Source organism: Streptomyces sp. NPDC046303, from assembly GCF_055588085.1.
Window position 1 is genome coordinate 213,827 of record NZ_JBVJFA010000004.1, and the last position, 21,118, is coordinate 234,944.

Sequence of the window (21,118 nt, forward strand, 5' to 3'; positions counted from 1 at the left end):
TGCTCAACGAGCGCGCTCACCCGAAAGCCCCGCCTCCTGGGCGTCGATGAGCTCGTCCCAGTGTTCGCGCGTCCACGCGCAGGCCGCGTCCAGCGGCCCCAGGAGGCCGCGGCCGAGGGGGGTGAGCGCGTACTCGACCCGGCGCTCGGGGCCCTCGTACTCCTCCCGCACGACGAAACCATCGCGCTGCAGCCCGCGCAGCGACTGCGTCAGGGACTTGGAGGTGATGCCGCGCAGCGGCACCTTGAGCTCCGAGAACCGGCGCGGGCCGCCCTCCAGGCAGCGCAGGATCAGCGTGGCCCACTTGTCGCCGATCCGGAACGGGACCAGCGGCGACGGGCAGACGGGATCGAACATCTCCGGGTCCAGCGGGACGGGTCGCGGCTCGCTCATGATCCACACGGTAGGCCGGTATCCGATCGGTGACCAGGCCTCCTCCTACGCTCGCCGGCATGACGAACCACAGTGAGAACCAGAACCACAACCACAACCACAACCAGAAGCACGGGACGGCCGCGAAGAAGCTCATCGTGTTCGGAGCCCGCGGCAGGGTCGGCCGGGCCGTCGCCGCCGAGGCGCGGGCGCGCGGGTACGCGGTCACCGAAGCCGGGCGGGCCGACGGGGACGTGACCAAGGCGGCGGACGTGGCGCGGCTGGCGGCCGGGCACGACGCGGCGGTGGTCGCGGTGTACGACGCGCAGGCGGCCCCCGGCACGTTCTTCCCCGCGGTGGCCAGGGCGATGGCCGCGGGCCTCACGGAGGCCGGGACCGCGAGGCTGGTGTGGGTCGGGCTGGCCTCCGTACTGCCGACGGAATCGGGTGCGGCGCTGATGGACACGCCGGGGTACCCGCAGGAGTGGCGGGAGTTCTACGCCGGCCACGGAGCCGGGACCGACGCGCTGCGGGCGGCTGCGCCGACGGCCCTGGACTGGGTGGTGCTGTCCCCGGCCGGCGACTTCGGCGACGGCCCGGAGGCGGGGGCGGCGGTGGGCGGCTACGTCCTCCCGGCCCCCGCCGACGCCGACAGCCGGATCACCCGCGCGGCCTTCGCCGTGGCCGTGGTGGACGAGGCGCTCACGGCCCCGATCCGGCGCGCGGTGCACGCGGGGGTCGGCCCGGCGTGAAGCCCGCACCCGACCCCGCACCCGAGCCGGAACCCGCACCCGCACCCGCACCCGAGCCGGAACCCGACCCCGCACCCGCACCCGCACCCGTATCCGACAGCCCGAACCCCTGGGTCGCCGACCACATCCGCCGCTTCGAGGAGACCGCCGGGCAGCCGCGCCCGGGGATCTCGGATCTCCTGCTGACCACACGGGGCCGCCGCACGGGGGTGCTGCGCCGCACCGCGCTGGCGTACGTCCGGGACCCGAACGGGGAGGCGTACGTACTGACGGCCTCCAACGCCGGTGCGGACCGCCACCCGGCCTGGTACCTGAATCTGGCCGCCGACCCGGCCGTCACCCTCCAGGTCGGCGCCGAGACCTTCGCGGCGACCGCCCGCCGCGCCACCCCGGCCGAGGCGGAGCGCCTCTGGCCGGTGGTGGTGGCCGCGATGCCTTCGTACGCCGGCTATCGGGAGGCGACGGCACGCGAGATCCCGCTCGTCCTTGTCTCCCGTACGTCTCCCGTACCGGCTGAGGGGAACCGGGGGGGTGACCGGGGGGCGACCGGGGGGGACCGGGGGGGTGACCGGGGAGGGCGACCGGGGAGGGCGACCGGGAGGTCAGTCGACCTTCGGGGCGTCGGGGAGGCCCGACAGCGCGGTGCCGGCGCCCGACAGGGAGGAGTTGGTGGCCTGGGTGGCGCTCCCGGCTGCCGCGGCGGTCACGCCCAGCGCGGTCTTGGTGTCCTGAACGGTCTGGCCGGGGTGGTCGACGATGTCGATGACGCGGTCGGCGATCGGTGGCGTCTGCGGGGCCGGCGCGTCCGCCGCGTGGGCGGCGATGGGGGTGAGGGCGAGGGCGGCCCCGCCGGAGAGGACCAGGGCGGAAAAGGTGCGCTTCATGGCATTCATGCCCTGCCCAACGACCCGCAACGCCCCGGGTCACCGCCCACCACCTTGGAGTGACACCTCCCCCGTCCGGCCTCCCCGCTATGACAGTTGTTGCGCGCACACCGCCTGACAGAGGTGCGCAAGCGTCCTGGGGTGGGCCCACGCACCGCGGCCCCGGATCGAAGGATCGGATCCGGGGCCGCGGGATGACTCAGCGGGAGCGAGGGGACGGGACCGTCAGTCCTCGACCACCAGGGACGGGGTGGACTTCGTCAGGACCTCGCCGCGGAAGAAGGCCGGGCTGCGGCGTTCGGTGATGAACATGATCACCAGGCCGAGGGCCAGCAGGCCGACGCCGATGACGAAGACGTTGCCGACGCCCACTCCGGGGAGGGTGGAGCCGGAGCCGTAGGCCGGGTCCCAGGCGTCGTACAGGGTCTTGAAGAAGACCGCGGCCAGCAGCAGCCCGCCCAGGACCGGGAAGACGCCCTTGAAGAACAGGTCGCGGCTGGAGCGGCGCAGGTCGCCGCGGAAGTACCAGATGCAGGCGAAGGCCGTCAGCGAGTAGTAGAAGCAGATCATCAGGCCGAGCGCAAAGATCGTGTCGGTCAGGACGTTCTCGCTGACCAGGGTCATCACGGTGTAGAAGGCGCCGGTGGCGATGCCCGCCATGACCGTGGCGCGGCCCGGGGTCTTGAAGCGCTCGTGGACCTTGGCGTACGCGGGCGGCAGGGCCTCGTAGGCCGACATGGCGAGGACCGTGCGGGCGACCGGGATGAAGGTGGTCTGCAGGGAGGCGGCGGCCGAGGCGAGGACGGCGACGAAGAGCAGGATGCCGAGCGCCGGGCCCATGACGGGGCCGGCGAGGGCGGCGAAGACGTTGCCGGAGGTCTCCTCGTTGGCGAGGCCGAGGCCCTCGCCGCCGGCGCCGACGGCCATCTGGGCGGCGATGCCGGTGGCCAGGTAGGAGCCGACCAGGACGATCATCGCGATGAGGGAGGCGCGGCCCGGGGTCTTCGTGGAGCCGGTGGTCTCCTCGTTGGTGGCCAGGCAGGCGTCCCAGCCCCAGTACATGAAGATCGAGAGCGAGAGTCCGGCGGTGAAGGCCGCCATGGACTCGACCGCGAAGGGGTTCATCCAGGACCAGGAGAAGTCCAGGCCGGTGTCGAAGGTGCCGGCGGAGGCCTTCTGGAAGGCCATCGCGACGAACACGGCGAGGACGACGAGCTGGAGGCCGACCAGCGCGTACTGGACGCCCTTGGTGGCCGTCATGCCGCGGTAGCTGATCGCGGTGGCGACGGCGATCAGGGTGAGGCAGGTGGCAATGTGGACGAGCTTGTTGTCGTCCAGGGCGGCTATCGACGGATCGCTCGTGATCTCGCCGGCCAGCAGCCAGAAGTAGGAGGTGGCGACGCCGGCCAGGTTGGAGAGCACGATGATCGTGGCGATCACCAGGCCCCAGCCGCACATCCAGCCGATCCGCGGGCCGAAGGCCTTGACGGTCCAGGTGAAGGAGGTGCCGCAGTCCGGCATGGCCTTGTTGAGCTCGCGGTACGCGAAGGCGACCAGGAGCATCGGGAGGAAACCGGCGAGGAAGATCGCCGGCATCTGCACCCCGACCTCACCGGCCGTGGAGCCGAGGGTCGAGGTCAGGCAGTAAACGGGGGCGACGGTCGAGATGCCGATGACGGCGCTTCCCACCAGTCCGACGGACCCCTTCCCGAGGCCCTTGCCGCGAACGTCACCCTCGGCGACGCCGCTTACCGTGTCTCCGGCCTGAGGCCGCATGTCCGTCTGAGTCATGGGTCAGGACGTTAGATGCTGCGTATTCCACATACGGAGGGCATAAGTCCGGACGGGAAGACCCTTCGAATGCCTTAGAAATCTGAGATCGAGAGGATTCACGATCACGTAATACAAGGTTCAATCGGCCCTGCATCCATGGTTCAACAGGCTCCACGCGCACTCTTTCGCCATACGGAAACCGCAGCCATGTCCGATTTGACTGTTTTCAAAGTTTCCTTCGTGACTTTGTGGTGACCAGGGGTAACCCGTACGGGCGGGGTCTCCATCGGCGAGACTGACCCCATGCCCACAGCCGACGAGCTCCTCAGCGCGGACACCGTCAGCGACCTCGCCCGGCGGCTCGCCCGCGCGGCCGGCCGCCGGACCTCGCCCTCCCTGCACGCCCGCGCCGGCGCGCTCTACGGCCTGAGTTACAGCGCCCGCGTCGCCGCCGTCCGCGACGCCGTGCTCGCCGACCTCCCCGACGACTGGCCCGCTTTCGAGGCCGTCGTGCGCACCGCCCTCGCCGACCCGGGCTTCGACGGCTGGATGACCTTCCCCGTCAACGAGGCCGTCGCGGTCCGCGGGCTGGAGGTGTTCGAGCCCGGCCTCGCACTGCTGCACGACCTCACGCCCCGGCTGACCGCCGAATCCGCGGTACGGCCCTTCCTGCGCGCCGACCCGGCCCGCGCCCTGGCCGTCGTACGGGGCTGGACCGCCGACCCCGACCCGCACGTACGGCGCCTCGCCAGCGAGGGGACCCGGCCGCGGCTGCCGTGGGCTCCGCAGCTGCCCGCCTTCGTCGCCGACCCGCGCCCGGCGCTGCCGGTGCTCGACGCCCTGTACCGCGACGAGTCGCCGTACGTCCGCCGGTCCGTCTCCAACCACCTCAACGACATCAGCCGGGACCACCCCGGGCTGGCGGTGGAAACCGCCGCCCGCTGGCTGGCCGAGGGCGGGAACACGGACCCGGGCGCGGGCACGACGGATCGCGTCGTCCGGCACGGCCTGCGCACCCTGATCAAGGCCGGCCGGCCCGAGGCGCTGACCCTGCTCGGACACTCCCCCGACGTGCCGGTCGCGGTGACGGGGCCCGTGGTCGCCGCCCCGCGGATCTCCGTCGGCGAGTACCTCGTCTTCGACTACGCCGTCACCAACACCGGCGACCTCCCGGCCGAGCTGGTGGTGGACTACGTCATCCACCACACGAAGGCGAACGGCGGCCGCACCCCGAAGGTCTTCAAGCTCACCACCCGCACCCTGGCCCCCGGCGAAACCCTCACCGGCACCAAGCGCCACTCCTTCAAACCGATCACCACCCGCCGCTACCACTCCGGCGAGCACCTGGTGCAGGTGCAGGTCAACGGACGGGTGCGGGGCGAGTCCGTATTTTCATTGGACGCGCTCTGACCCTGCCTGGCAGGCTCCCCCCATGACCTACGGAATCGAGTCCCACCCCGCCCGGTGAGCGTCCGCGACGAGCGCACGGCGCTCACTCCCGGAACCTCCCTGTACGACTACGCCCTGTTCCTTCAGGGCGTCGACCCCGACGGCCCGTTCCCGCGCCGCGGCCATCCCTTGCCCGACGGACCTCCGGAGCCCGGCCGCAGCGGCCTGACCTGGGCCCAGGCCGGGGACGAAGTGGCGGCCGCCCTCACCCCGCTGCTGGCCGACCCGGATCCCGTACGGGCCGCCGAGGCGGTCCATGCCGCGGCCGACGCGCTGCGGATGTCGTACCGCACCCTCCGCGCGCACGCCCAACGGCTGCCGCTGGCGGACGAGGCCGCCGCCCGGCGGACCGCCCGGCGGCTGACCCGCACCGGCACCGGCACGGCGGCCGTCAACGTCGGCCTCGCGCTGCTGGTCCGTCTCGGCGAACCCGAGGACGTGCCCTGCCTCAAAGCCCTCGGCCTCCTGCGCGGCTTCGGGCAGACGGCCGCGGCCGCACTCGACCCGCTCGACCGGCAGGCGGCCGCGCTGCTGTTCCTCGTCCACCGCAGCCGGGCCGACGAAGTGACTCCGCTGATCCAGGCCGTAGCCGGCGGGGACGCGGAAGCCGTCCGGAACGCGCTGATCACCCTGTCGCACGAGCAGGCGGGGAGGTGGCTCGCCCGGCGGATCGCCGAGGCGGCGGACCTCGAAGGCCTCCTGCGCGCGCGTCCCGAGGACGGCGCGCTGCTCGCCGCGGCCGGTCGCCTGCTCCACGGCATGGCCGACCAGCGCGAGTACCGGGCCGAGATCCTCGACTACGGGCCGGCTGTGGCCGTGTACGAAGCCCTGGCCGGGCACGCGGACCGGCCGGCCCCGACCCTCGGCCACCACGCGCTGCTGCTGTCGGTCGCCCTCGGTCTGCACAGCGGCGCCGGGGTGCTGCTCGACTGGCGGCCCGGGCAGCGAGAGGCGCTGCTCGAGGCGCTGGGGCAACGGCTGGACGGCCCCGTCCCGGACGGCGGGCCCGACGACCGGCGCCGGGTGGAGTGGGTCCGGCGGACCGGGCGGCAGCCGTTCGTCCGCGCCGCGTCCGGGGAGCGGTTCCGTATCGAGGTGGTCGTCCACGATCCCGCCGACTCCCCGGCCGTCGAGACCCGCGTCCTGGTCGACGGCCGCCCCGTCGTGCCCCTGCTGTTCGGCAAAGGCCCCGCCCACGCCCCCGAGTACCTGCTCGACTCCGGCGAGCTGCGCGCCGGGGCCGAGCCGCGGGAGGTGCAGCTCGCCGAGGCGTCCTGCACCGAAGGGTGCTGCGGGGCGCTGTACGTGACGATCCGCCGCGACGGTGACGAGGTGGTGTGGGACGGCTGGCGCGGGGCGACAACGCCGACGCCGCCCGAGTACCGCTTCGACGCCGCCGCGTACGACGCCGAGGTCGGGCGCGCCGAGCGGGACCACTCCTGGTGCTGGCCCGCCCGGAACACGGCCCGGCTGATCAAGGCCGGCCTGCGGGAGGGCCCGGACCTGCTGACCCGGTGGGGCGTCACACCGGGCTGGGTCGGCACGAGTTGGCGTGCGCCGGACACGGTGGACGTGGGCTTCAGCCTTCCGCCGGAGCCGGGCACGGAGGACGGCTCGCGGCGGTACTTCCACTGGGAGCTGCCGGACGACGGCCGTCCGCCCGAGGTCCAGGCCGCCGCCGCGCTGGAGCGGCTCGCGACCACCGACCCGAAGACCCTCGCGGACTAGCTCGTCCGGTTCGCGGACTACGTGGTCCAGACGATCGACTGGATCTCGCTGTAGGCGTGGAGCGCGTACGAGCCGACGTCGCGCCCCACGCCCGACCGCTTGAAGCCGCCGAACGGCGCCTCCATGTTCCGGCCGATGGTGTTGACTCCCACCCCGCCCGAGCGGAGCCGGCGGGCCACCCGGAAGGCACGCGCCGCGTCCCCCGACCATACGTAGCTGATCAGCCCGTAGTCGGAGTCGTTGGCCAGGGCCACGGCCTCCTCCTCCGTGTCGAAGGGGACGACCACGACGACCGGGCCGAAGATCTCCTCGCGGACCACGCGCATGTCGTTGGTGCAGTCCACCAGCAGGGTGGGGGCCACGTAGAAGCCCTTGCCGTCCGCGCGGACGGCCGGGCGGTCGCCGCCCACCGCGATCCGGGCGCCCTCCTTCTTGCCCAGCTCGATGTACGACTCCACCCGGTCGCGGTGGGCCGCCGAGATGACCGGGCCGACCACCGTGCCCTGCGCCCCCGGTTCGCCGACCTTCATGAAGGCCAGGTAGCCGGTCAGCTTCTCCACCAGCGCGTCGTGGACGGACCGGTGCACGATCACCCGGGTCGGGGCGGTGCAGATCTGGCCGGAGTAGAAGGAGAAGGTGGTGCCGATGCCCATCATCGCCGCGTCCAGGTCCGCGTCCTCGAAGACGATCGCCGCGCCCTTTCCGCCCAGCTCCATCAGCTGCCGCTTCATGGACCGGCCGCACACCTCGGCGATGCGCTGCCCGACCGCCGTGGAGCCGGTGAAGGACACCATGTCCACGTCCGGGGAGTCCACGGCCGCCTCGCCGACCGCCACCGACTGCCCGTTGACGACGTTCACCACACCGGCGGGAACGCCCGCCTCGGCGAGTGCCTCCGCCATCTTGAACACCGACAGGGGGTCCTGCGGGGCGGGTTTGACCACCACCGTGTTGCCCATGGCCAGGGCCGGGGCGACCTTGCCGGCCGGGTTCGCCCACGGGTTGTTGTACGAGGTGATGCAGGTGACCACGCCGACCGGCTGGCGCACCTCCAGGGCACCGAGGATGCCCGCCTTCCCCATCGGGCCGGCCTCCGTCACCTGCGGCGGGAGGCCCTTCTCCACGGGTTCGAGGGCTCCGCGCGCGTACCGCCGGAACCGGGCCGCGCCCACCCCGACCTGCATGCCGCGGGCGATCCCGGTCGGCGCGCCGGTCTCGGCCTGGGCGAGCGCGGTCCACGGCTCGTACTCCCGCTGGATGATGTCGGCGGCCCGGTCCAGGATCGCGGCCCGCTCCTCCGGCCTCGTACGGGACCAGGCGCCGAAGGCCTCGGCCGCGGCGCGCGCCGCCTCGGCGACCTGCGCCGGTGACGCCTCGGGCGCGAGCCCGACCACCGACTCGTCCGCCGGGTCGACCACCTCGTAGTGGCCGCCCTGCGGTTCCACCCACTCGCCGCCGATGTACAACCGCTGCGCTCCGGTCACCGCGTGCTCACCGTCCTCGTGTCCCGGCCGGACCGGAGCACGATGCCCGGGATCGCGCCCGTCACTTCGTCGTCGCGGATGGTCTCCACGCCGTTGACCCGTACCGAGACGATCCCGACGGCCCGCGCGTCCAGCCGCGGGCTGCCCCCGGGCAGGTCGTGGACCAGCGTCGCCGGGCCGGCCTCGATGCGCTCCGGGTCGAAGAGCACCAGGTCCGCGTGGAAGCCCTCGGCGATCCGGCCGCGCTCGCGCAGCCCGAACAGCCGGGCCGGGTCGTCGGTGAGCATCCGTACCGCCTGCTCCAGCGGGACCAGCTTGCGGCCGCGCAGGCAGTCGCCGAGGAAGCGGGTCGTGTACGGGGCCCCGCACATGCGGTCCAGGTGCGCGCCCGCATCGGAGCCGCCCAGCATGACGTCCTCGTGCTGCCAGGTCTCGGCGCGCAGGGCCCAGCTCGCCGGATCGTTGTCGGTGGGCATCGGCCAGAGCACCGTACGCAGGTCGTCGTGGGCGCAGATCTCCACCAGGCAGTGGAAGGCGTCCTGGCCGCGCTCGGCGGCGATGTCGTCGACGACGCGGCCGGAGAGGCCCTCGTTCTCCTTGCTGTACGTGTCGCCGATGACGTAGCGGCCGAAGTGGGCGAGGCGGCGGAAGACCCCGGCCTCCTTGGAGTCGGCACGCTTCAGCATCTCGGCGCGTACGGCCGGGTCGCGCAGCTTCTCGATCCGTTCGGGGACGGGCAGGCCGAGGATCTCGCCCCAGCCGGGGATGAGGTTGAGCGCGCAGAAGGTGCCCAGCGACATGTTCATGGGGGTGAGGATCGGCATCGTCAGCGCGACGATGCGGCCGCCGGCCTCGCGGGCGCGCGCGCTCGGGACGAGCTGGCGCGGGACCCGCTCCGGGACGGAGGCGTCGATGGTGAGGACGTTCCAGTTCAGGGGCCGGCCGGCGGCGGCGCTCATCTCGACGAAGAGGTCGATCTCCGCGTCGGAGAACTGGTCGAGGCAGCCCGCGACGATCGCTTCGAGCTGGGTGCCCTCGTGTTCGGCGACCGCCTTGGAGAGGGCGAGGAGTTCGGCGGGCCTGGCGTGCCGGGAGGCGACGGGGGCGCCGGAGCCGTCGGAGTGGGTGGAGGACTGCGTGGTGGACAGGCCCCAGGCGCCGGCGTTCATGGCGTCGTGGAAGAGGTCGAGCATCTGCCGCATCTGCTCGGGGGTGGGCTGTCCGCCGACGGCGTCCTCGCCCATCACGTGGCGGCGCAGGGCGCAGTGGCCGACCATGAAGCCGGCGTTGACGGCGATGCGGCCCTCGAGGGCGTCGAGGTACTCGCCGAAGGTGGACCAGGTCCAGTCGACGCCTTCCTCCAGGGCCTTGAGGGCCATGCCCTCGACCTTGCTCATCATGCGGCGGGTGTAGTCGGCGTCTTCGGGGCGGTCCGGGTGGAGCGGGGCCAGCGTGAAGCCGCAGTTGCCGCCGGCGACGGTGGTGACGCCGTGGTTCATGGAGGGGGTGGCGTACGGGTCCCAGAACAGCTGGGCGTCGTAGTGCGTGTGGGGGTCGATGAAGCCGGGGGTCAGGACGAGGCCGGTGGCGTCCTCGCTGGCGCGGGCCTCCTCCGTGACGGTCCCGGGCGCGGCGATCACCGCGATGCGGCCGTCGCGTATCCCTACGTCTGCGACGCGGGCGGGGGCGCCGGTGCCGTCCACGACGGTGGCGCCCTTGATCAGGTGGTCGAGCATGACGTCCCTTCTCTCGCGTGTGCGGTACGCGGTCGCGCCGTACCGCTGGGCGGGGCCGGGCCCCTAGGCGAGGCTGGATTTGCCTCCGGCGGCGCCTCAAACGCCGGCGGGGCTGGATGTGGCTGCCGCCGCCGCCAGGCGCGGCGCCACTGCTGGGGCTCCGCCCCGGACCCCGCGCCTCACACGCCGGCGAGGCTGGATGCGGCTGCCGCCGCCGCCAAGTGCGGCACCGCTGCTGGCGGCCCCGCCCCAGACCCCGCGCCTCACACGCCGGCGAGGCTGGATGTGGCTGCCGCGGCCGCCAGGCGCGGCGCCACTGCTGGGGCTCCGCCCCGGGCCCCGCGCCTCACACGCCGGCGGGGCTGACCTTGCCCTGCGGGCCATCCAGCCGCACGTGGCGGACGGCACCAGCCGAATCCAGCCCCGCCGGCGTTTGAGGCGCCGCCGGAGGCACATCGAGCCCGCCGGTGATCGAGGCACGGCCCCGGCCGGAGGCCGCCCGGCCGGGGCCGGTTCGGGACGGCGGTCCGGGAAGGCGCCGTCCCCGTGCGGGGAGCCCGGGTCAGGAACCCGCGGCTTCGCGGAACCGCGTCGTGCGGTGCACCGGATCGGTGTCGATCTCCGGGATCACGTGCTCGCCGATGAGCTTGATGGTGGTCATCGTGTCCTCGTACGACACCCCGGTCGGCAGGCCGAAGGACAGCTGGTCCGCGCCGGCCTGCTCCCAGCGCTTGCACTGCGCGAGGACCTCCGACGGGTCCCCGCAGATCAGCAGTTCCTCGGCGATCAGCAGCTCGATGATCTCCGCGTTGTACTCCGGCAGCAGCTCGGGCCACTGCGGGATGGCCTCGGGCCGCGGGAAGGTGTCGTGGTAGCGGAAGACCAGCGACTGGAAGCGGTTCATGTGGGCGTTGACGGCGATCTCCACGGCCTTGTCGTGGGTCTCGGCGCAGATCGCCGTCGAAGTGACCATGACGTTGTCGTTGACGAAGGCGCCGATGGCCTGGGCTTCCTGGACGGCCGTCTTGTACTGGTCGAGGACCCACTCCATGTCGGAGACCTTCTGCACGCTGAAGCCCAGCACGCCCAGGCCCTTCTTCGCCGCCATCGCGTACGAGGAGGGGGAGCCGGCGGCGTACCACATGGCCGGGTGGGCCTTGCCGTACGGCTTGGGGAAGACCTTCCGCGGCGGCAGCGACCAGTGCTTGCCCTGGAACCCCTCGTACTCCTCCTGGAGGAACATCTTGGGGAATTCCGCGATGGTCTCCTCCCAGATCTCCTTCGTGCCGTTCATGTCCTCGATGCCGGGCAGGAAGCCGAGGATCTCGTGGCTTCCCGCGCCGCGGCCGGTGCCGAACTCGAAGCGGCCCTTGGAGAGGTGGTCGAGCATGGCGACCTTCTCGGCCACCTTGACGGGGTGGTTCACCGGGGCGAGCGGGTTGAAGATGCCGGAGCCGAGGTGGATCCGCTCGGTGGCGTGGGCGAGGTATCCGAGGAAGACCTCGTTCGCCGACAGGTGGGAGTACTCCTCCAGGAAGTGGTGCTCGGAGGCCCAGGCGTACTTGAAGCCCGCCTTGTCGGCCTGGATGACGTACTCGGTCTCCTCGATCAGCGCCTTGTGCTCTGCCTCGGGGTCGACCTTGGACCGTGACTCGGCCACGTATCCCTGCACGAAGAGCCCGAATTCCAAGGGAGTTCACCGTCCTTTGAATTTCTGACGTTGCGTCAGATTCGATGTCTCGACTGTTCCACCGCCGGGGCGGGAGCGTCAATAGCTGACGCTCCATCAGATAGGCCTAGAGGATGCTCACACCCGCCATCCAGCCGCCGTCGATGACGAACGGCTGGCCGGTGATGTACGAGGAGTCCCGGCTGGTCAGGAAGAGGGCCAGCTGCGCGATCTCCTCCGGCTGCCCGACCCGCCCCATCGGCACGACCCGCTTGTACAGCTCGGCCATCGCCTCGCGCGCCTCGTCCGTCATCCCCGCCGGATCCAGCAGCCCCGGGTTGGCCATCGGGGTGTCCACGGCCCCCGGGCACATCGCGTTGACCCGGATCCCCTTGCCCGCGAGCTCCAGCGCGGCCACGCGGGTCAGGCCGAGGATGGCCGCCTTGGTCGCGGCGTACGTGCCGACGTACGCCATGCCCGTCAGGCCGGTGTACGAGGAGGTGTTGACGATGGTGCCGCCGCCCGCGGCCTCGATCTCGGGGGCGACCGACTTGATGCCGAGGAAGGCGCCCACCTGGTTGACCTGGACCACCTGCTGGAACTCCTCCAGCGGGGTCGCGGTCAGCTCGTTGAAGCGCAGGATGCCCGCGTTGTTGACCAGGCCGTCGACCGGGCCGAAGGACTCCTTCGCGGCGGCTATCGCGCCCGCCCAGTCTTCCTCGCGGCTCACGTCGAGGCGTACGTAGCGGGCCCGGTCCTCGCCGATCTCCTTGGCCACGGCGGCGCCCTGCTCGTCCAGCACGTCGCCGAGGAGCACCCTGGCGCCCTCGGCGGCGAAGAGGCGGGCCTCCTGCTCGCCCTGCCCCCGTGCGGCGCCGGTGATGATGACGACGCGCCCGTCCAGCTTTCCCATGGTCACGACTCCCGGTCGTTGAGGTGCGGCGCGACGTCGGCGCCGAAGGCGGTGATCTGGTCGACGAGTTCGGCCCGGTCGCGGCTGCGGAAGCGGACCTGGATCTGGTCCACGCCGAGCGCCTTGTACTCCCGCAGGGACTCGGCGAGGGCCTCCGCCTTGCCGGTGAGGGTCCGGCGGCCGGTGTCCCAGCCCGGCTCGCCGACGTACAGCGCCTCGGTGATCGCGCCGAACTCGACGGGGCCGGTGATCCCGGCCCCGGCGCGCAGCTCCTTGATGCGGGCGATCTGCGACGGCAGCTCCTCGCGCGGGTCGCCCTGCGGGAGCCAGCCGTCCCCGCGCAGCGCGGCCCGGCGGACGGCGGCGGGCGAGGAGCCGCCGACCCAGACGGGGATCCGCTCCTGGGCGGGGCGGGGCAGCTGGCCGAGGTCCTTGAAGGAGAACAGCTCGCCCTCGAACTCCGGGTACTCCTCGGGGCCGAGCGCCGCCCGCAGTGCGTCGAGGGTCTCGTCGAGGACGGCCCCGCGGCGGGCGAAGTCCACGCCGAGGGCCTCGAACTCCTCCTGGACGTGGCCGGCGCCGACGCCGAGGATCAGCCGGCCGCCGGAGAGGTGGTCGAGGGTCGCGTACTGCTTGGCGCTGATCAGCGGGTGGCGCAGGCCGAGGATCGCGACGTGGCTGAGCAGGCGTACGTGCTCGGTGATGCCGGCCAGGAAGGACAGGGTGGCCACCGGGTCGTACCAGACGGTGCTCATGGGGCCGGCGAGCCGCCGCGGGATGGCCACGTGGTCGCAGGTGGCCAGGTACCCGAAGCCGGCCCGGTCGGCGGCGCGCGCCACCTCGGCGAGATCGGCGGCGGTGGCCGCCGCCTCCCAGGGCTCGGCGTACAGGGTGCTCTGCGACTGGACCGGGAGCTGCATCCCGTAGACCAGCCGACCTTCCGGAAACACGCGCGCCATGGCGGACCCGCCTCGCCTTCGTCTGCCGATTCGTCATATCGGTGCCGGGCCATCGTGATAGCTGACGGACCGTCAGGCAAGGGGGCGGACCGGATCCCGTCTGGCACGCCGGTGGCGGGTACGGGTGCGTACCCGTACCCTTGGGGGGTGGAGAGGAGCACACCGATGCCCGACGCCAACATCCGTATCCCCGAGGAAGCCAAAGACCGGCTCGCCGCCATAGCCTCTGCCGAAGGCTTGTCGCTGCGCGCCTACCTGGCCCGGCTCGCCGAAACACTGCTCACTCCGGCCGAGCGGGCCGAACGCGCCGAGCGCGCCCGCGTCGCGCTGAACGACTGGAACGGCTACGCACCGACGGCCGCCGAGCAGCGGGACCTGGACCGCGAGCTGGACCGCCGCCTGGCCGAGGCGAGGGACTTGTGACGCAGATGCACATCGTGCTGGACGAGACGGCCATGCTGGCCGCGGGCCAGGGCAACGTCCTGGCGTCCCGTCTCATCCACCGCGCGCACGCCGAGGCCGACTGGTTCCTGTACGCCCCCTCGTGCGCGCTCGTCGAGGCCGACCGGACACGGCCCGGTACGGCGGAGCACCTTGCCTCACTGCCCGGTGTCGTCATTCTCGACCTGGACCTGCCCGCCGCCCTGGCCGTCGCACGCCAGGAGACCTGGGCCGCGGCGCACAGCCGGTACGCGGCCCAGCCCACACCCGACCGCCCGGACGGAGCGGTCGTCGCCACCACGTTCCCCAAGCGCTGGGCCGGCGAGCCGGTCCGGATCCTGGACCTCACTCCCTGACCGCGCCCGAGAGGAAGATGCCCTGGAGCGGGTGACGGCGAAGCCGGTCAGAAGCCTTCCGGACCCATCACGATGACCGGCTTCGCCGCCGGGTCGAGGGTTTCCAGGACCTTCTTCATCGCCTGCTTGGGGATGCCGACGCAGCCCTGCGAGGGCCCGTCGTGGTCCACGTGGAGCCAGATGTTGCCGCCCTTGCGCTCGCCCTCCGGCTTGACCGGGTCGAGCGGCGACTTCCCCGGCCTGCGGTTGAAGTCGATGGCCACGACGTAGTCGAACGATCCGGCGAGGGACTCCCCGTTCACCCCGCGCCCCGTGGCGACGAAGGAGCGGTCCTTGTCGTACGGGAGCCGGGTGCCGGGCGGCGCCGGAAGCAGCCCGCCCGCGTCGGTGAGCGCGAAGACGCCCTGCGGGGAGGTCAGGTCCCCGTACGTGCGCTCCGTGGACCAGCCCTTGGCCCCGTTGCGGGCCGGCCAGCTCTCGCCCCGCACCCAGTCCGCGCCGGCCGCGGGACGGGTGTACAGCGCGGCGGTGGACTCCGAGGAGTCCCCGGCCTTGCCGGTGACCAGGATGAGCTGGCGGGACTCGGCGGGGATCTTCGCCAGGGTCTGCGCGCTGATGCCGGTCAGCCCCTGGAGCGGAGCCCGGGGCGCGGCCTCGGGCGCGGCCTGCGGGGCGCCTTGGGGCGCCTGCCGGTGGGCGTCGCGCGCCGCGCGGTCCGCGGCCGGGGGACGGGAGTCGGCGCTCGCCTGCGAGGAGGTGCCGACGGCCTTGTCGTCGAGGGCGTACACCCAGCCCGCCCCGAAGGTCAGCAGGCTGAAGGTGGCCGCGAGGGCCAGGCGACGGGAGGTGGGCGAGGACGTACGAGAACGTCCCGCACGAGTCGTACGCGGCGTACGGAACGTGCGGGAGCGGGCTCGGCGGTGCTTGCTCATTGAACCGACCGTACCTCAGCCGCCCTTCACTGCGGCTGAACGCTGCCCTGCCGCCGGAAGGTCTGCCGCCGGGAAGCGGACCGATACCGTCATCCCGCCGTCCGGCGCCGGGTTGGCCCGCGCCGCCAGTTCCGCCCCGTGCGCCCGCGCGATCGAGGCGACGATCGAAAGCCCCAGACCGGCGCCCTCACCTGCGGTGTGCTGCCGTTCCGCGCTCCGCCGGAACGGCTCCAGGAGCCGGGGCACATCGGCCGGATCGATCACCGGGCCGGTGTTGGACACCGTCAGTTCCCCCTCGGTGGAGGTGGCCAGGCCCAGTCGGCCGCCCGCACGGTTGTGACGTACGGCATTGGCCAGCAGGTTGCGGACCAGATGGCCCAGCAGGGTCCGGTCACCCGTCACCGTCAGCGGGCGCAGGGTGTGTTCGACCGTCAGACCCTGCTGCGGGCAGGCCGCCAGCTCGGCGGCGGCCAGCGCCGCGAGGTCCACCCGGCCGGTGGACTCCAGCCCTTCCTCCGACACCGCGAGCAGCAGCAGCGACTCGATGAGGTGCTCGCTGGAGTCGGCGACGCCGATGAGCCGCTCGCGGATCCGGGCGACCCGCTCCGGCGACGGGTCCCCGGCCAGCCCGATCTCGGCAGCCGCCCGCTGCACGGCGAGCGGGGTGCGCAGCTCGTGCGCCGCGTTCGCCGCGAACCGCCGCTGCGCGGAGACCAGATGCTCCATCCGCCCCAGCATCGCGTCGAAGGTGTCGGCGAGCTCCTTGAGCTCGCCGGGCGGGGCGTCGAGGGCGATCCGCTCGTCCAGGTTCTCGCCGGACAGCCGCCGCGCCGTGCCGGTGATCACCGCGACCGGGCGCAGGACCCGGCCGGCCATCCACCACGCCAGCCAGATCGACAGGACGGCGAAGACGGCGAGGGCGATGAGCGAGACGGTCAGCAGCCGGTGCTGGGCGGCCTCGGTGACGGCGTTCGTCAGGTTGCGGGTGACGGCGTACGACTGCAGCTCCTCCTGGGTGGGCGACTCGCCCGGTGCCATGGTCCGGGCGGGCTCCGGGCGGCCGCCCGCGTCCGCCTTCTGCCCCTCCTGCAGGCGGAACGCGGGGCTCACCGTGCTGACGGCCCCGCTGACGCTCGCGTACAGCCCCTGCCCGACCAGCACGTACACCAGCGCCACCAGCCCGCCGCCCGCCAGGAGCAGCAGCGCCCCGTACAGGGTGGTGAGCCGCCCGCGCTCGGTGCGCAGAGCGGGCGGAACGCCCCTCACGGAGCGATCCGGTAGCCGGAGCACGGCACGGTCTCGATGAGCGGCGGCTCGCCCAGTTTGGCGCGGAGCTTGCTGAGCGTGACCCGGACGGCGTTGGTGGAGTAGCTGGTGTCCTCCTCCCAGACCTCCTCGATGAGGTCGTCGTTGCCGACCACCGCGCCGTCGGCGCGCAACAGCGCCTCCAGGACGGCGAACTCCTTGCGGGACAGGGCGAGCCGGCGCCCGTCGCGGGTGGCGCTGCGGCGGGCGGTGTCGACGGCGACCCCGGCGCGCTCGAGTACGGGCGGCAGCGCGGGGCGGGCCCGCCGGCCCAGGGCGAGGACGCGGGCGAGGAGCTCGTCGTAGGCGAAGGGCTTGGTGAGGTAGTCGTCGGCGCCCAGGCCCAGTCCCTCGACCCGGTCCCGTACGGTCCCGGACGCGGTCAGCATCAGGACGCGGGTCAGCAGCCGCTCGCGCACCACCTGGCGGCAGACCTCGTCGCCGTGCAGGCCGGGCAGGTCGCGGTCCAGGACGAGGACGTCGTACGCGCCCAGGCGCAGCCGCTCCAGGGCCTCGAGTCCGTCGCCGGCCTCGTCGACGGCCAGCGCGTCGCGGCGCAGCCCCTCGGCGATCATCTCCCGGAGGAATTCCTCGTCCTCCACCACCAGTACGCGCATGCCGTCCTCTCTACCCGAGAGCGGTGTTTCGGCGTTGTAAGCACGGGCGGAGAGGGAAGCGAAAGGCGCCTTTGCCGCAGGGTCGGGCCCATGAAGCGATCCCTCATCATGACCACGGCCGCGGCCGTCACCGGCATCGCCCTCGCCGTCACCGGCTGCGCGAACGGCTCGGCCGGCGGGAAGCAGGACTCCGCGTCGGGCGGCGGCTCCGGCTCGGGCGGCGGCTCCGGATCCGGTTCGGGTACGGACGCGGACAACGCCGTGAAGATGCGCCAGTGCCTGCGCGAGCACGGCATAGACGCGCCCGACCCCAAGCCCGGCCAGGACCCGCGCGCGATGACGGTGGGCGGCGGCGTCGACCCGGTGAAGATGCAGGAGGCCATGAAGGCCTGCGGGATGGGCGGCCCGGGCGCGGGCAAGGAGCCCACCCAGGAGGAGAAGGACAAGGAGCTCACGTGGATCCGCTGCATGCGGGAGAACGGCGTCCAGCTCAAGGACCCTGAGTACAACGGCGGCATGCGGACCGGCATCGAGGTGCCGCCGGGCCAGGAGAAGGCCTTCGAGGACGCCCAGAAGAAGTGCGAAGCGGCCCGGTCGTGAGGAAGCCGGGGAAGTGGCTGCTGGGCTCGCTGGCCGTCGTACTCGCCGCCTCGGGCGGCGGGTACGCGGTCATGGCCCAGCCGCAGCAGGAGAGCGCGGACAGCGGCGAGCAGCGCGGAGCCGGCCTGCCGCCGGCGACCGCGCCGGTGCAGCGCGGCGACCTCAGCTCGGGCCTCCAGGTGGAGGGGACCCTCGGCTACGCGCAGGAGCGCAAGGTCAACGCCGCGGGGCCGGGCGTGCTGACCTGGGTCGCGGGCGAGGGCACGGCGGTCGAGCGGGACGGGAGGCTGTACGAGGTCAACGGGAGGGCGGTGCGGCTGATGTACGGGTCCACGCCGATGTACCGGCCGCTGAAGGCCGGTGACAAGGGCGAGGACGTCAAGCAGCTCAAACGCAACCTCCAGGCGCTCGGGTACGGCACCGGGCTGGACCCGCAGGACGGCACCTTCACGGCCGGCACGGCGACGGCGGTCAAGCGGTGGCAGAAGGCGCACAAGATGTCCGAGACGGGCGAGGTCGCCAAGGAGGACCTCGTCTTCGCGTCGGGGCCGCAGCGGGTGCGGAAGAACGATGCCGCGGTCGGTGACGAGCCGGGGCCCGGCAAGCCGGTGATGACCCTGACCGGCACCGAGCGGGTCGTCCGCTTCCGGATGGACGCGGCGAAGGCGGGCGCGGCCAAGGCCGGCGAGCAGGTCAGCGTGCGGCTGCCCGGCGGAGCGACCGCCACCGGGAAGGTCGACTCGGTGGGCGGCACGGCCGGTCCGGACGAGAAGGGCGAGGGCGGCGGCTCGGGCGGGGGCTCGGGCGGCGGCGGCGACAAGAAGGCCAAGGTCGAGGTGGTCGTCGCGCTGGACAAACCCGCCGAGGTGACCGCCCCCGACCAGTCCCCGGTGTCGGTCGGCCTGACCGGCGAGACCCGCAAGGGGGTGCTGTCCGTACCGGTCAACGCGCTGCTGGCGCTGGCCGGCGGCGGCTTCGGCGTGCAGGTCGTCGAGGACGGCAGGGCGCGCGAGGTCAAGGTGGAGCTCGGCATGTTCGGCAACGGCCGGGTCGAGGTGACCGGCGGCGCCCTCGAGGAGGGCATGCAGGTGGGGATCCCGAAGCTATGACGCACACGCATCCCGAACCCGTACCCGTTCCCGTGCCCGTCCCGGTGGTGGAACTGGCCGGGGTCACCAAGGAGTACCCGGGCGGGGTCGCGGCCCTGCGCGGGGTCGACCTGACCGTCTCGAGCGGCGAACTGCTCGCGATCGTCGGCCCGTCCGGTTCCGGGAAGTCCACCCTGCTGCACATCGTCGGCACCCTGGACCGGCCGACGGCGGGCGGCGTGCGGATCGCCGGTCACGATGTCGCGGCCCTCTCGGACCGCTCGCTGTCGGCGCTGCGGTCCCGGCACGTCGGTTTCGTCTTCCAGTCCTTCCACCTGGTGCCGGGGATCAGCGCCCGCGCGAACGTCGCCGAGGGGCTGCTGTACTCCGGCCTCTCGCGGGCCGAGCGGGGCCGCCGGGCGGAGCGGGCCCTGGAGCGGGTCGGGCTCGGCGACCGGCTGGACCACCGGCCGCACGAGCTGTCCGGCGGGCAGAAGCAGCGCGTGGCGATCGCCCGCGCGGTGGCGGGCGCCCCGGACCTGCTGCTGGCCGACGAGCCGACCGGCGCGCTGGACACGGCGTCCGGGGAGTCGGTGATGGAGCTGCTGCACGAGCTCAACGCGGCCGGGGCCACCATCGCCGTGATCACCCACGACCAGGAGATCGCGGCGAGCCTGCCGCGCCAGGTGCGCATCCGGGACGGCGAGATCGTGGCGGACGTCCGCAACGCGGCGGCCGGGGCGGGGGTGGCGGGATGAGCCGCACGAACCGTGGCGGCCGCAGCGGCCGCAGCGGCCGCAGCAGTCGTACGAGCCGTCGTACGCGTTCCCGTACCGGGCGGCCGACCCCGCCGAGGCTGTCTCCCCTGGACGTCCTGCACGTCGGATCGGCGGGTCTGCGCTCGCGCCCGATGCGGGTGTTCCTGTCCGCGCTCGGCATCGCCATCGGCATCGCGACGATGATCGCGGTGGTCGGGATCTCCTCGTCCAGCCAGGCCAAACTGCTGCGCGAGCTCGACCGCCTCGGCACGAACATGCTGGTCGCGACGCCCGGGCAGGGGATGTTCAGCGGGCAGGACACCACACTCCCCAAGGAGGCCCCGGGCATGATCTCCCGTATCCCGGGGGTCGAGTCGGTCGGCACCACCGGGGACGTGGCCGAGTCCGTACGCCGCTCCGAGAACATCCCGGAGGAGGAGACGGGCGGGATCGTGCTGAAGGCGGCCAAGGACGACCTGCTGGGCACGCTGCGCGCCCGGATGGGCAGCGGCACCTGGCTCAACGGGGCCACCGGCCGCTACCCGTCGGTGGTGCTCGGCGACGTCTCGGCGCGGCGCCTGGGCATCACGGAGCCCGGCCAGCAGGTGTTCATCGGCGGCCGGTACTTCACGGTGATCGGCATCCTGGCGCCGGTGCCGCTGGCTCCGGAGATCGAGCGCTCGGCGCTGATCGGCTGGGACGCGGCCGAGCGGCTGCTGGGCTTCGACGGGCACCCGACGGCGGTGTACGAACGGTCGGCGGACGACCGGGTGGCGCAGGTGCGGAAGCTGATCGCCCAGACGGCCAATCCGCAGACGCCGAGCGCGGTCGCGGTCAGCGACCCGTCGGCCGCGCTCCAGGCGAAGGCGGCCACGGAGGGTGCCTTCAGCACCCTGCTGCTGGGCCTGGGCGGGATCGCGCTGCTGGTGGGCGGGGTCGGCGTAGCCAACACCATGATCATCTCGGTGTTGGAGCGCCGCCACGAGATCGGCCTGCGCCGCTCGCTGGGCGCCACGAAGGGGCAGATCCGGATCCAGTTCGTCACGGAGTCCCTGCTGCTGTCCGGCCTCGGCGGTCTGGCGGGCATCGCGCTCGGCGCCGCGGCCACGGCCGTCTACGCACGGGCCGGCGACCTGCCCTGGGTGGTCCCCCTGTGGGCGGTGGGCGGCGGCTTCGCGGCCACCCTGGCGATCGGCACCCTGGCCGGCCTCTACCCGGCGGTGCGGGCCGCCCGGCTGTCCCCGACGCTGGCGCTGGCGGCGGGATAATCCCCGACGCCCGGATGGATCACCGGCGTACGCT

At 73.0% G+C, this 21,118-nt stretch carries 20 protein-coding genes and 1 pseudogene; 10 read left to right on the forward strand and 11 right to left on the reverse strand.

Annotated features, from left to right (window positions below; translation table 11 throughout):
- Nucleotides 1-3 precede the first annotated feature (3 nt).
- Nucleotides 4-393, reverse strand: coding sequence for a winged helix-turn-helix transcriptional regulator (locus ACZ6I1_RS06060; RefSeq protein WP_469283594.1), 390 nt, complete (start codon nt 391-393; stop codon nt 4-6).
- 59 nt (nt 394-452) lie between these two features.
- Between ACZ6I1_RS06060 and ACZ6I1_RS06065 the strand changes: the two genes are divergently transcribed.
- The gene (locus ACZ6I1_RS06065; protein WP_469283596.1) at nt 453-1,124 is read left to right on the forward strand and encodes an NAD(P)-dependent oxidoreductase; all 672 of its coding nucleotides are present in this window, start codon (nt 453-455) and stop codon (nt 1,122-1,124) included.
- A pseudogene (locus ACZ6I1_RS06070) lies at nt 1,121-1,603 on the forward strand (nitroreductase/quinone reductase family protein); the annotation flags it as partial. The gene ACZ6I1_RS06065 and the pseudogene ACZ6I1_RS06070, both read left to right, overlap by 4 nt.
- A gap of 123 nt (nt 1,604-1,726) precedes the next feature.
- Here the strand turns inward: ACZ6I1_RS06070 and ACZ6I1_RS06075 are convergent.
- Together ACZ6I1_RS06075 and ACZ6I1_RS06080 are read right to left on the reverse strand one after the other, a co-directional pair.
- On the reverse strand, nt 1,727-2,008 hold the full coding sequence (locus tag ACZ6I1_RS06075) for a hypothetical protein (protein ID WP_469283598.1): 282 nt from the start codon (nt 2,006-2,008) through the stop codon (nt 1,727-1,729).
- A gap of 225 nt (nt 2,009-2,233) precedes the next feature.
- Complete coding sequence (locus ACZ6I1_RS06080) at nt 2,234-3,799, reverse strand: APC family permease (RefSeq protein ID WP_469283600.1); 1,566 nt, start codon at nt 3,797-3,799, stop codon at nt 2,234-2,236.
- Between the two features lie 285 nt (nt 3,800-4,084).
- Here ACZ6I1_RS06080 and ACZ6I1_RS06085 point away from each other — a divergent pair, with 285 nt between their 5' ends.
- Together ACZ6I1_RS06085 and ACZ6I1_RS06090 are read left to right on the forward strand one after the other, a co-directional pair.
- The gene (locus ACZ6I1_RS06085) at nt 4,085-5,191 is read left to right on the forward strand and encodes a DNA alkylation repair protein (protein WP_469283602.1); all 1,107 of its coding nucleotides are present in this window, start codon (nt 4,085-4,087) and stop codon (nt 5,189-5,191) included.
- 54 nt (nt 5,192-5,245) lie between these two features.
- Nucleotides 5,246-6,958, forward strand: a complete 1,713-nt coding sequence (locus ACZ6I1_RS06090; protein WP_469283604.1) for a hypothetical protein — start codon at nt 5,246-5,248, stop codon at nt 6,956-6,958.
- A gap of 17 nt (nt 6,959-6,975) precedes the next feature.
- Here ACZ6I1_RS06090 and ACZ6I1_RS06095 read toward each other — a convergent pair whose 3' ends face one another.
- From ACZ6I1_RS06095 to ACZ6I1_RS06115, 5 genes are all read right to left on the reverse strand, one after another.
- A complete protein-coding gene (locus tag ACZ6I1_RS06095) occupies nt 6,976-8,442 on the reverse strand; it encodes an aldehyde dehydrogenase family protein (protein ID WP_469283607.1) in 1,467 nt (488 codons plus the stop codon).
- Complete coding sequence (locus ACZ6I1_RS06100) at nt 8,439-10,178, reverse strand: N-acyl-D-amino-acid deacylase family protein (RefSeq protein ID WP_469283609.1); 1,740 nt, start codon at nt 10,176-10,178, stop codon at nt 8,439-8,441. The genes ACZ6I1_RS06095 and ACZ6I1_RS06100 overlap by 4 nt, the downstream gene beginning before the upstream one ends.
- A 562-nt stretch (nt 10,179-10,740) precedes the next feature.
- The gene (locus ACZ6I1_RS06105; protein WP_469283611.1) at nt 10,741-11,868 is read right to left on the reverse strand and encodes an LLM class flavin-dependent oxidoreductase; all 1,128 of its coding nucleotides are present in this window, start codon (nt 11,866-11,868) and stop codon (nt 10,741-10,743) included.
- 106 nt (nt 11,869-11,974) lie between these two features.
- Nucleotides 11,975-12,760 carry an SDR family NAD(P)-dependent oxidoreductase gene (locus ACZ6I1_RS06110; protein ID WP_469283834.1) on the reverse strand — a complete coding sequence of 262 codons (786 nt, stop codon included), beginning with the start codon at nt 12,758-12,760 and terminating at the stop codon, nt 11,975-11,977.
- Between the two features lie 2 nt (nt 12,761-12,762).
- Nucleotides 12,763-13,719: an LLM class F420-dependent oxidoreductase gene (locus ACZ6I1_RS06115; RefSeq protein ID WP_469283613.1), complete on the reverse strand. Its 957-nt coding sequence runs from the start codon at nt 13,717-13,719 to the stop codon at nt 12,763-12,765.
- Between the two features lie 165 nt (nt 13,720-13,884).
- Here ACZ6I1_RS06115 and ACZ6I1_RS06120 point away from each other — a divergent pair, with 165 nt between their 5' ends.
- Both ACZ6I1_RS06120 and ACZ6I1_RS06125 read left to right on the forward strand, forming a co-directional pair.
- Nucleotides 13,885-14,142, forward strand: coding sequence for a hypothetical protein (locus tag ACZ6I1_RS06120; protein ID WP_469283836.1), 258 nt, complete (start codon nt 13,885-13,887; stop codon nt 14,140-14,142).
- Between the two features lie 5 nt (nt 14,143-14,147).
- Nucleotides 14,148-14,516 (forward strand): PIN domain-containing protein, encoded by a 369-nt coding sequence (locus ACZ6I1_RS06125; protein WP_469283838.1) that lies wholly within the window; start codon nt 14,148-14,150, stop codon nt 14,514-14,516.
- 47 nt (nt 14,517-14,563) lie between these two features.
- Here ACZ6I1_RS06125 and ACZ6I1_RS06130 read toward each other — a convergent pair whose 3' ends face one another.
- Genes ACZ6I1_RS06130 through ACZ6I1_RS06140 form a run of 3 tightly spaced genes read right to left on the reverse strand, consistent with a single transcriptional unit; the run spans nt 14,564 to nt 17,370 of the window.
- Nucleotides 14,564-15,448, reverse strand: a complete 885-nt coding sequence (locus tag ACZ6I1_RS06130) for a L,D-transpeptidase family protein (protein ID WP_469283615.1) — start codon at nt 15,446-15,448, stop codon at nt 14,564-14,566.
- Between the two features lie 15 nt (nt 15,449-15,463).
- Entirely contained in the window at nt 15,464-16,714 is a 1,251-nt protein-coding gene (locus ACZ6I1_RS06135) for a sensor histidine kinase (protein WP_469283616.1), read from the reverse strand.
- Nucleotides 16,711-17,370, reverse strand: a complete 660-nt coding sequence (locus tag ACZ6I1_RS06140) for a response regulator transcription factor (RefSeq protein ID WP_469283618.1) — start codon at nt 17,368-17,370, stop codon at nt 16,711-16,713. Before ACZ6I1_RS06140 ends, ACZ6I1_RS06135 begins: the two co-directional genes overlap by 4 nt.
- 90 nt (nt 17,371-17,460) lie before the next feature.
- On the opposite strand from ACZ6I1_RS06140, the gene ACZ6I1_RS06145 reads away from it, so the two are divergent.
- The 4 genes from ACZ6I1_RS06145 to ACZ6I1_RS06160 are packed head-to-tail and all read left to right on the forward strand — an operon-like array spanning nt 17,461 to nt 21,084.
- Nucleotides 17,461-17,970 carry a hypothetical protein gene (locus ACZ6I1_RS06145; protein WP_469283620.1) on the forward strand — a complete coding sequence of 170 codons (510 nt, stop codon included), beginning with the start codon at nt 17,461-17,463 and terminating at the stop codon, nt 17,968-17,970.
- Nucleotides 17,967-19,079, forward strand: a complete 1,113-nt coding sequence (locus tag ACZ6I1_RS06150) for a peptidoglycan-binding protein (protein WP_469283622.1) — start codon at nt 17,967-17,969, stop codon at nt 19,077-19,079. The genes ACZ6I1_RS06145 and ACZ6I1_RS06150 overlap by 4 nt, the downstream gene beginning before the upstream one ends.
- Entirely contained in the window at nt 19,076-19,816 is a 741-nt protein-coding gene (locus ACZ6I1_RS06155; protein WP_469283624.1) for an ABC transporter ATP-binding protein, read from the forward strand. The genes ACZ6I1_RS06150 and ACZ6I1_RS06155 overlap by 4 nt, the downstream gene beginning before the upstream one ends.
- Complete coding sequence (locus ACZ6I1_RS06160; RefSeq protein ID WP_469283626.1) at nt 19,813-21,084, forward strand: ABC transporter permease; 1,272 nt, start codon at nt 19,813-19,815, stop codon at nt 21,082-21,084. Before ACZ6I1_RS06155 ends, ACZ6I1_RS06160 begins: the two co-directional genes overlap by 4 nt.
- Nucleotides 21,085-21,118 lie beyond the last annotated feature (34 nt).

Bases quoted from the DNA above. Each gene is read 5' to 3' on its own strand.
- ACZ6I1_RS06100 (WP_469283609.1), bottom strand. From the start codon at position 10,178: ATGCTCGACCACCTGATCAAGGGCGCCACCGTCGTGGACGGCACCGGC.
- ACZ6I1_RS06085 (WP_469283602.1), top strand. From the start codon at position 4,085: ATGCCCACAGCCGACGAGCTCCTCAGCGCGGACACCGTCAGCGACCTC.
- ACZ6I1_RS06130 (WP_469283615.1), bottom strand. From the start codon at position 15,448: ATGAGCAAGCACCGCCGAGCCCGCTCCCGCACGTTCCGTACGCCGCGT.
- ACZ6I1_RS06155 (WP_469283624.1), top strand. From the start codon at position 19,076: ATGACGCACACGCATCCCGAACCCGTACCCGTTCCCGTGCCCGTCCCG.
- ACZ6I1_RS06115 (WP_469283613.1), bottom strand. From the start codon at position 13,719: ATGGCGCGCGTGTTTCCGGAAGGTCGGCTGGTCTACGGGATGCAGCTC.
- ACZ6I1_RS06145 (WP_469283620.1), top strand. From the start codon at position 17,461: ATGAAGCGATCCCTCATCATGACCACGGCCGCGGCCGTCACCGGCATC.
- ACZ6I1_RS06110 (WP_469283834.1), bottom strand. From the start codon at position 12,760: ATGGGAAAGCTGGACGGGCGCGTCGTCATCATCACCGGCGCCGCACGG.
- ACZ6I1_RS06060 (WP_469283594.1), bottom strand. From the start codon at position 393: ATGAGCGAGCCGCGACCCGTCCCGCTGGACCCGGAGATGTTCGATCCC.
- ACZ6I1_RS06125 (WP_469283838.1), top strand. From the start codon at position 14,148: ATGCACATCGTGCTGGACGAGACGGCCATGCTGGCCGCGGGCCAGGGC.
- ACZ6I1_RS06080 (WP_469283600.1), bottom strand. From the start codon at position 3,799: ATGACTCAGACGGACATGCGGCCTCAGGCCGGAGACACGGTAAGCGGC.
- ACZ6I1_RS06160 (WP_469283626.1), top strand. From the start codon at position 19,813: ATGAGCCGCACGAACCGTGGCGGCCGCAGCGGCCGCAGCGGCCGCAGC.
- ACZ6I1_RS06065 (WP_469283596.1), top strand. From the start codon at position 453: ATGACGAACCACAGTGAGAACCAGAACCACAACCACAACCACAACCAG.
- ACZ6I1_RS06075 (WP_469283598.1), bottom strand. From the start codon at position 2,008: ATGAAGCGCACCTTTTCCGCCCTGGTCCTCTCCGGCGGGGCCGCCCTC.
- ACZ6I1_RS06120 (WP_469283836.1), top strand. From the start codon at position 13,885: ATGCCCGACGCCAACATCCGTATCCCCGAGGAAGCCAAAGACCGGCTC.
- ACZ6I1_RS06140 (WP_469283618.1), bottom strand. From the start codon at position 17,370: ATGCGCGTACTGGTGGTGGAGGACGAGGAATTCCTCCGGGAGATGATC.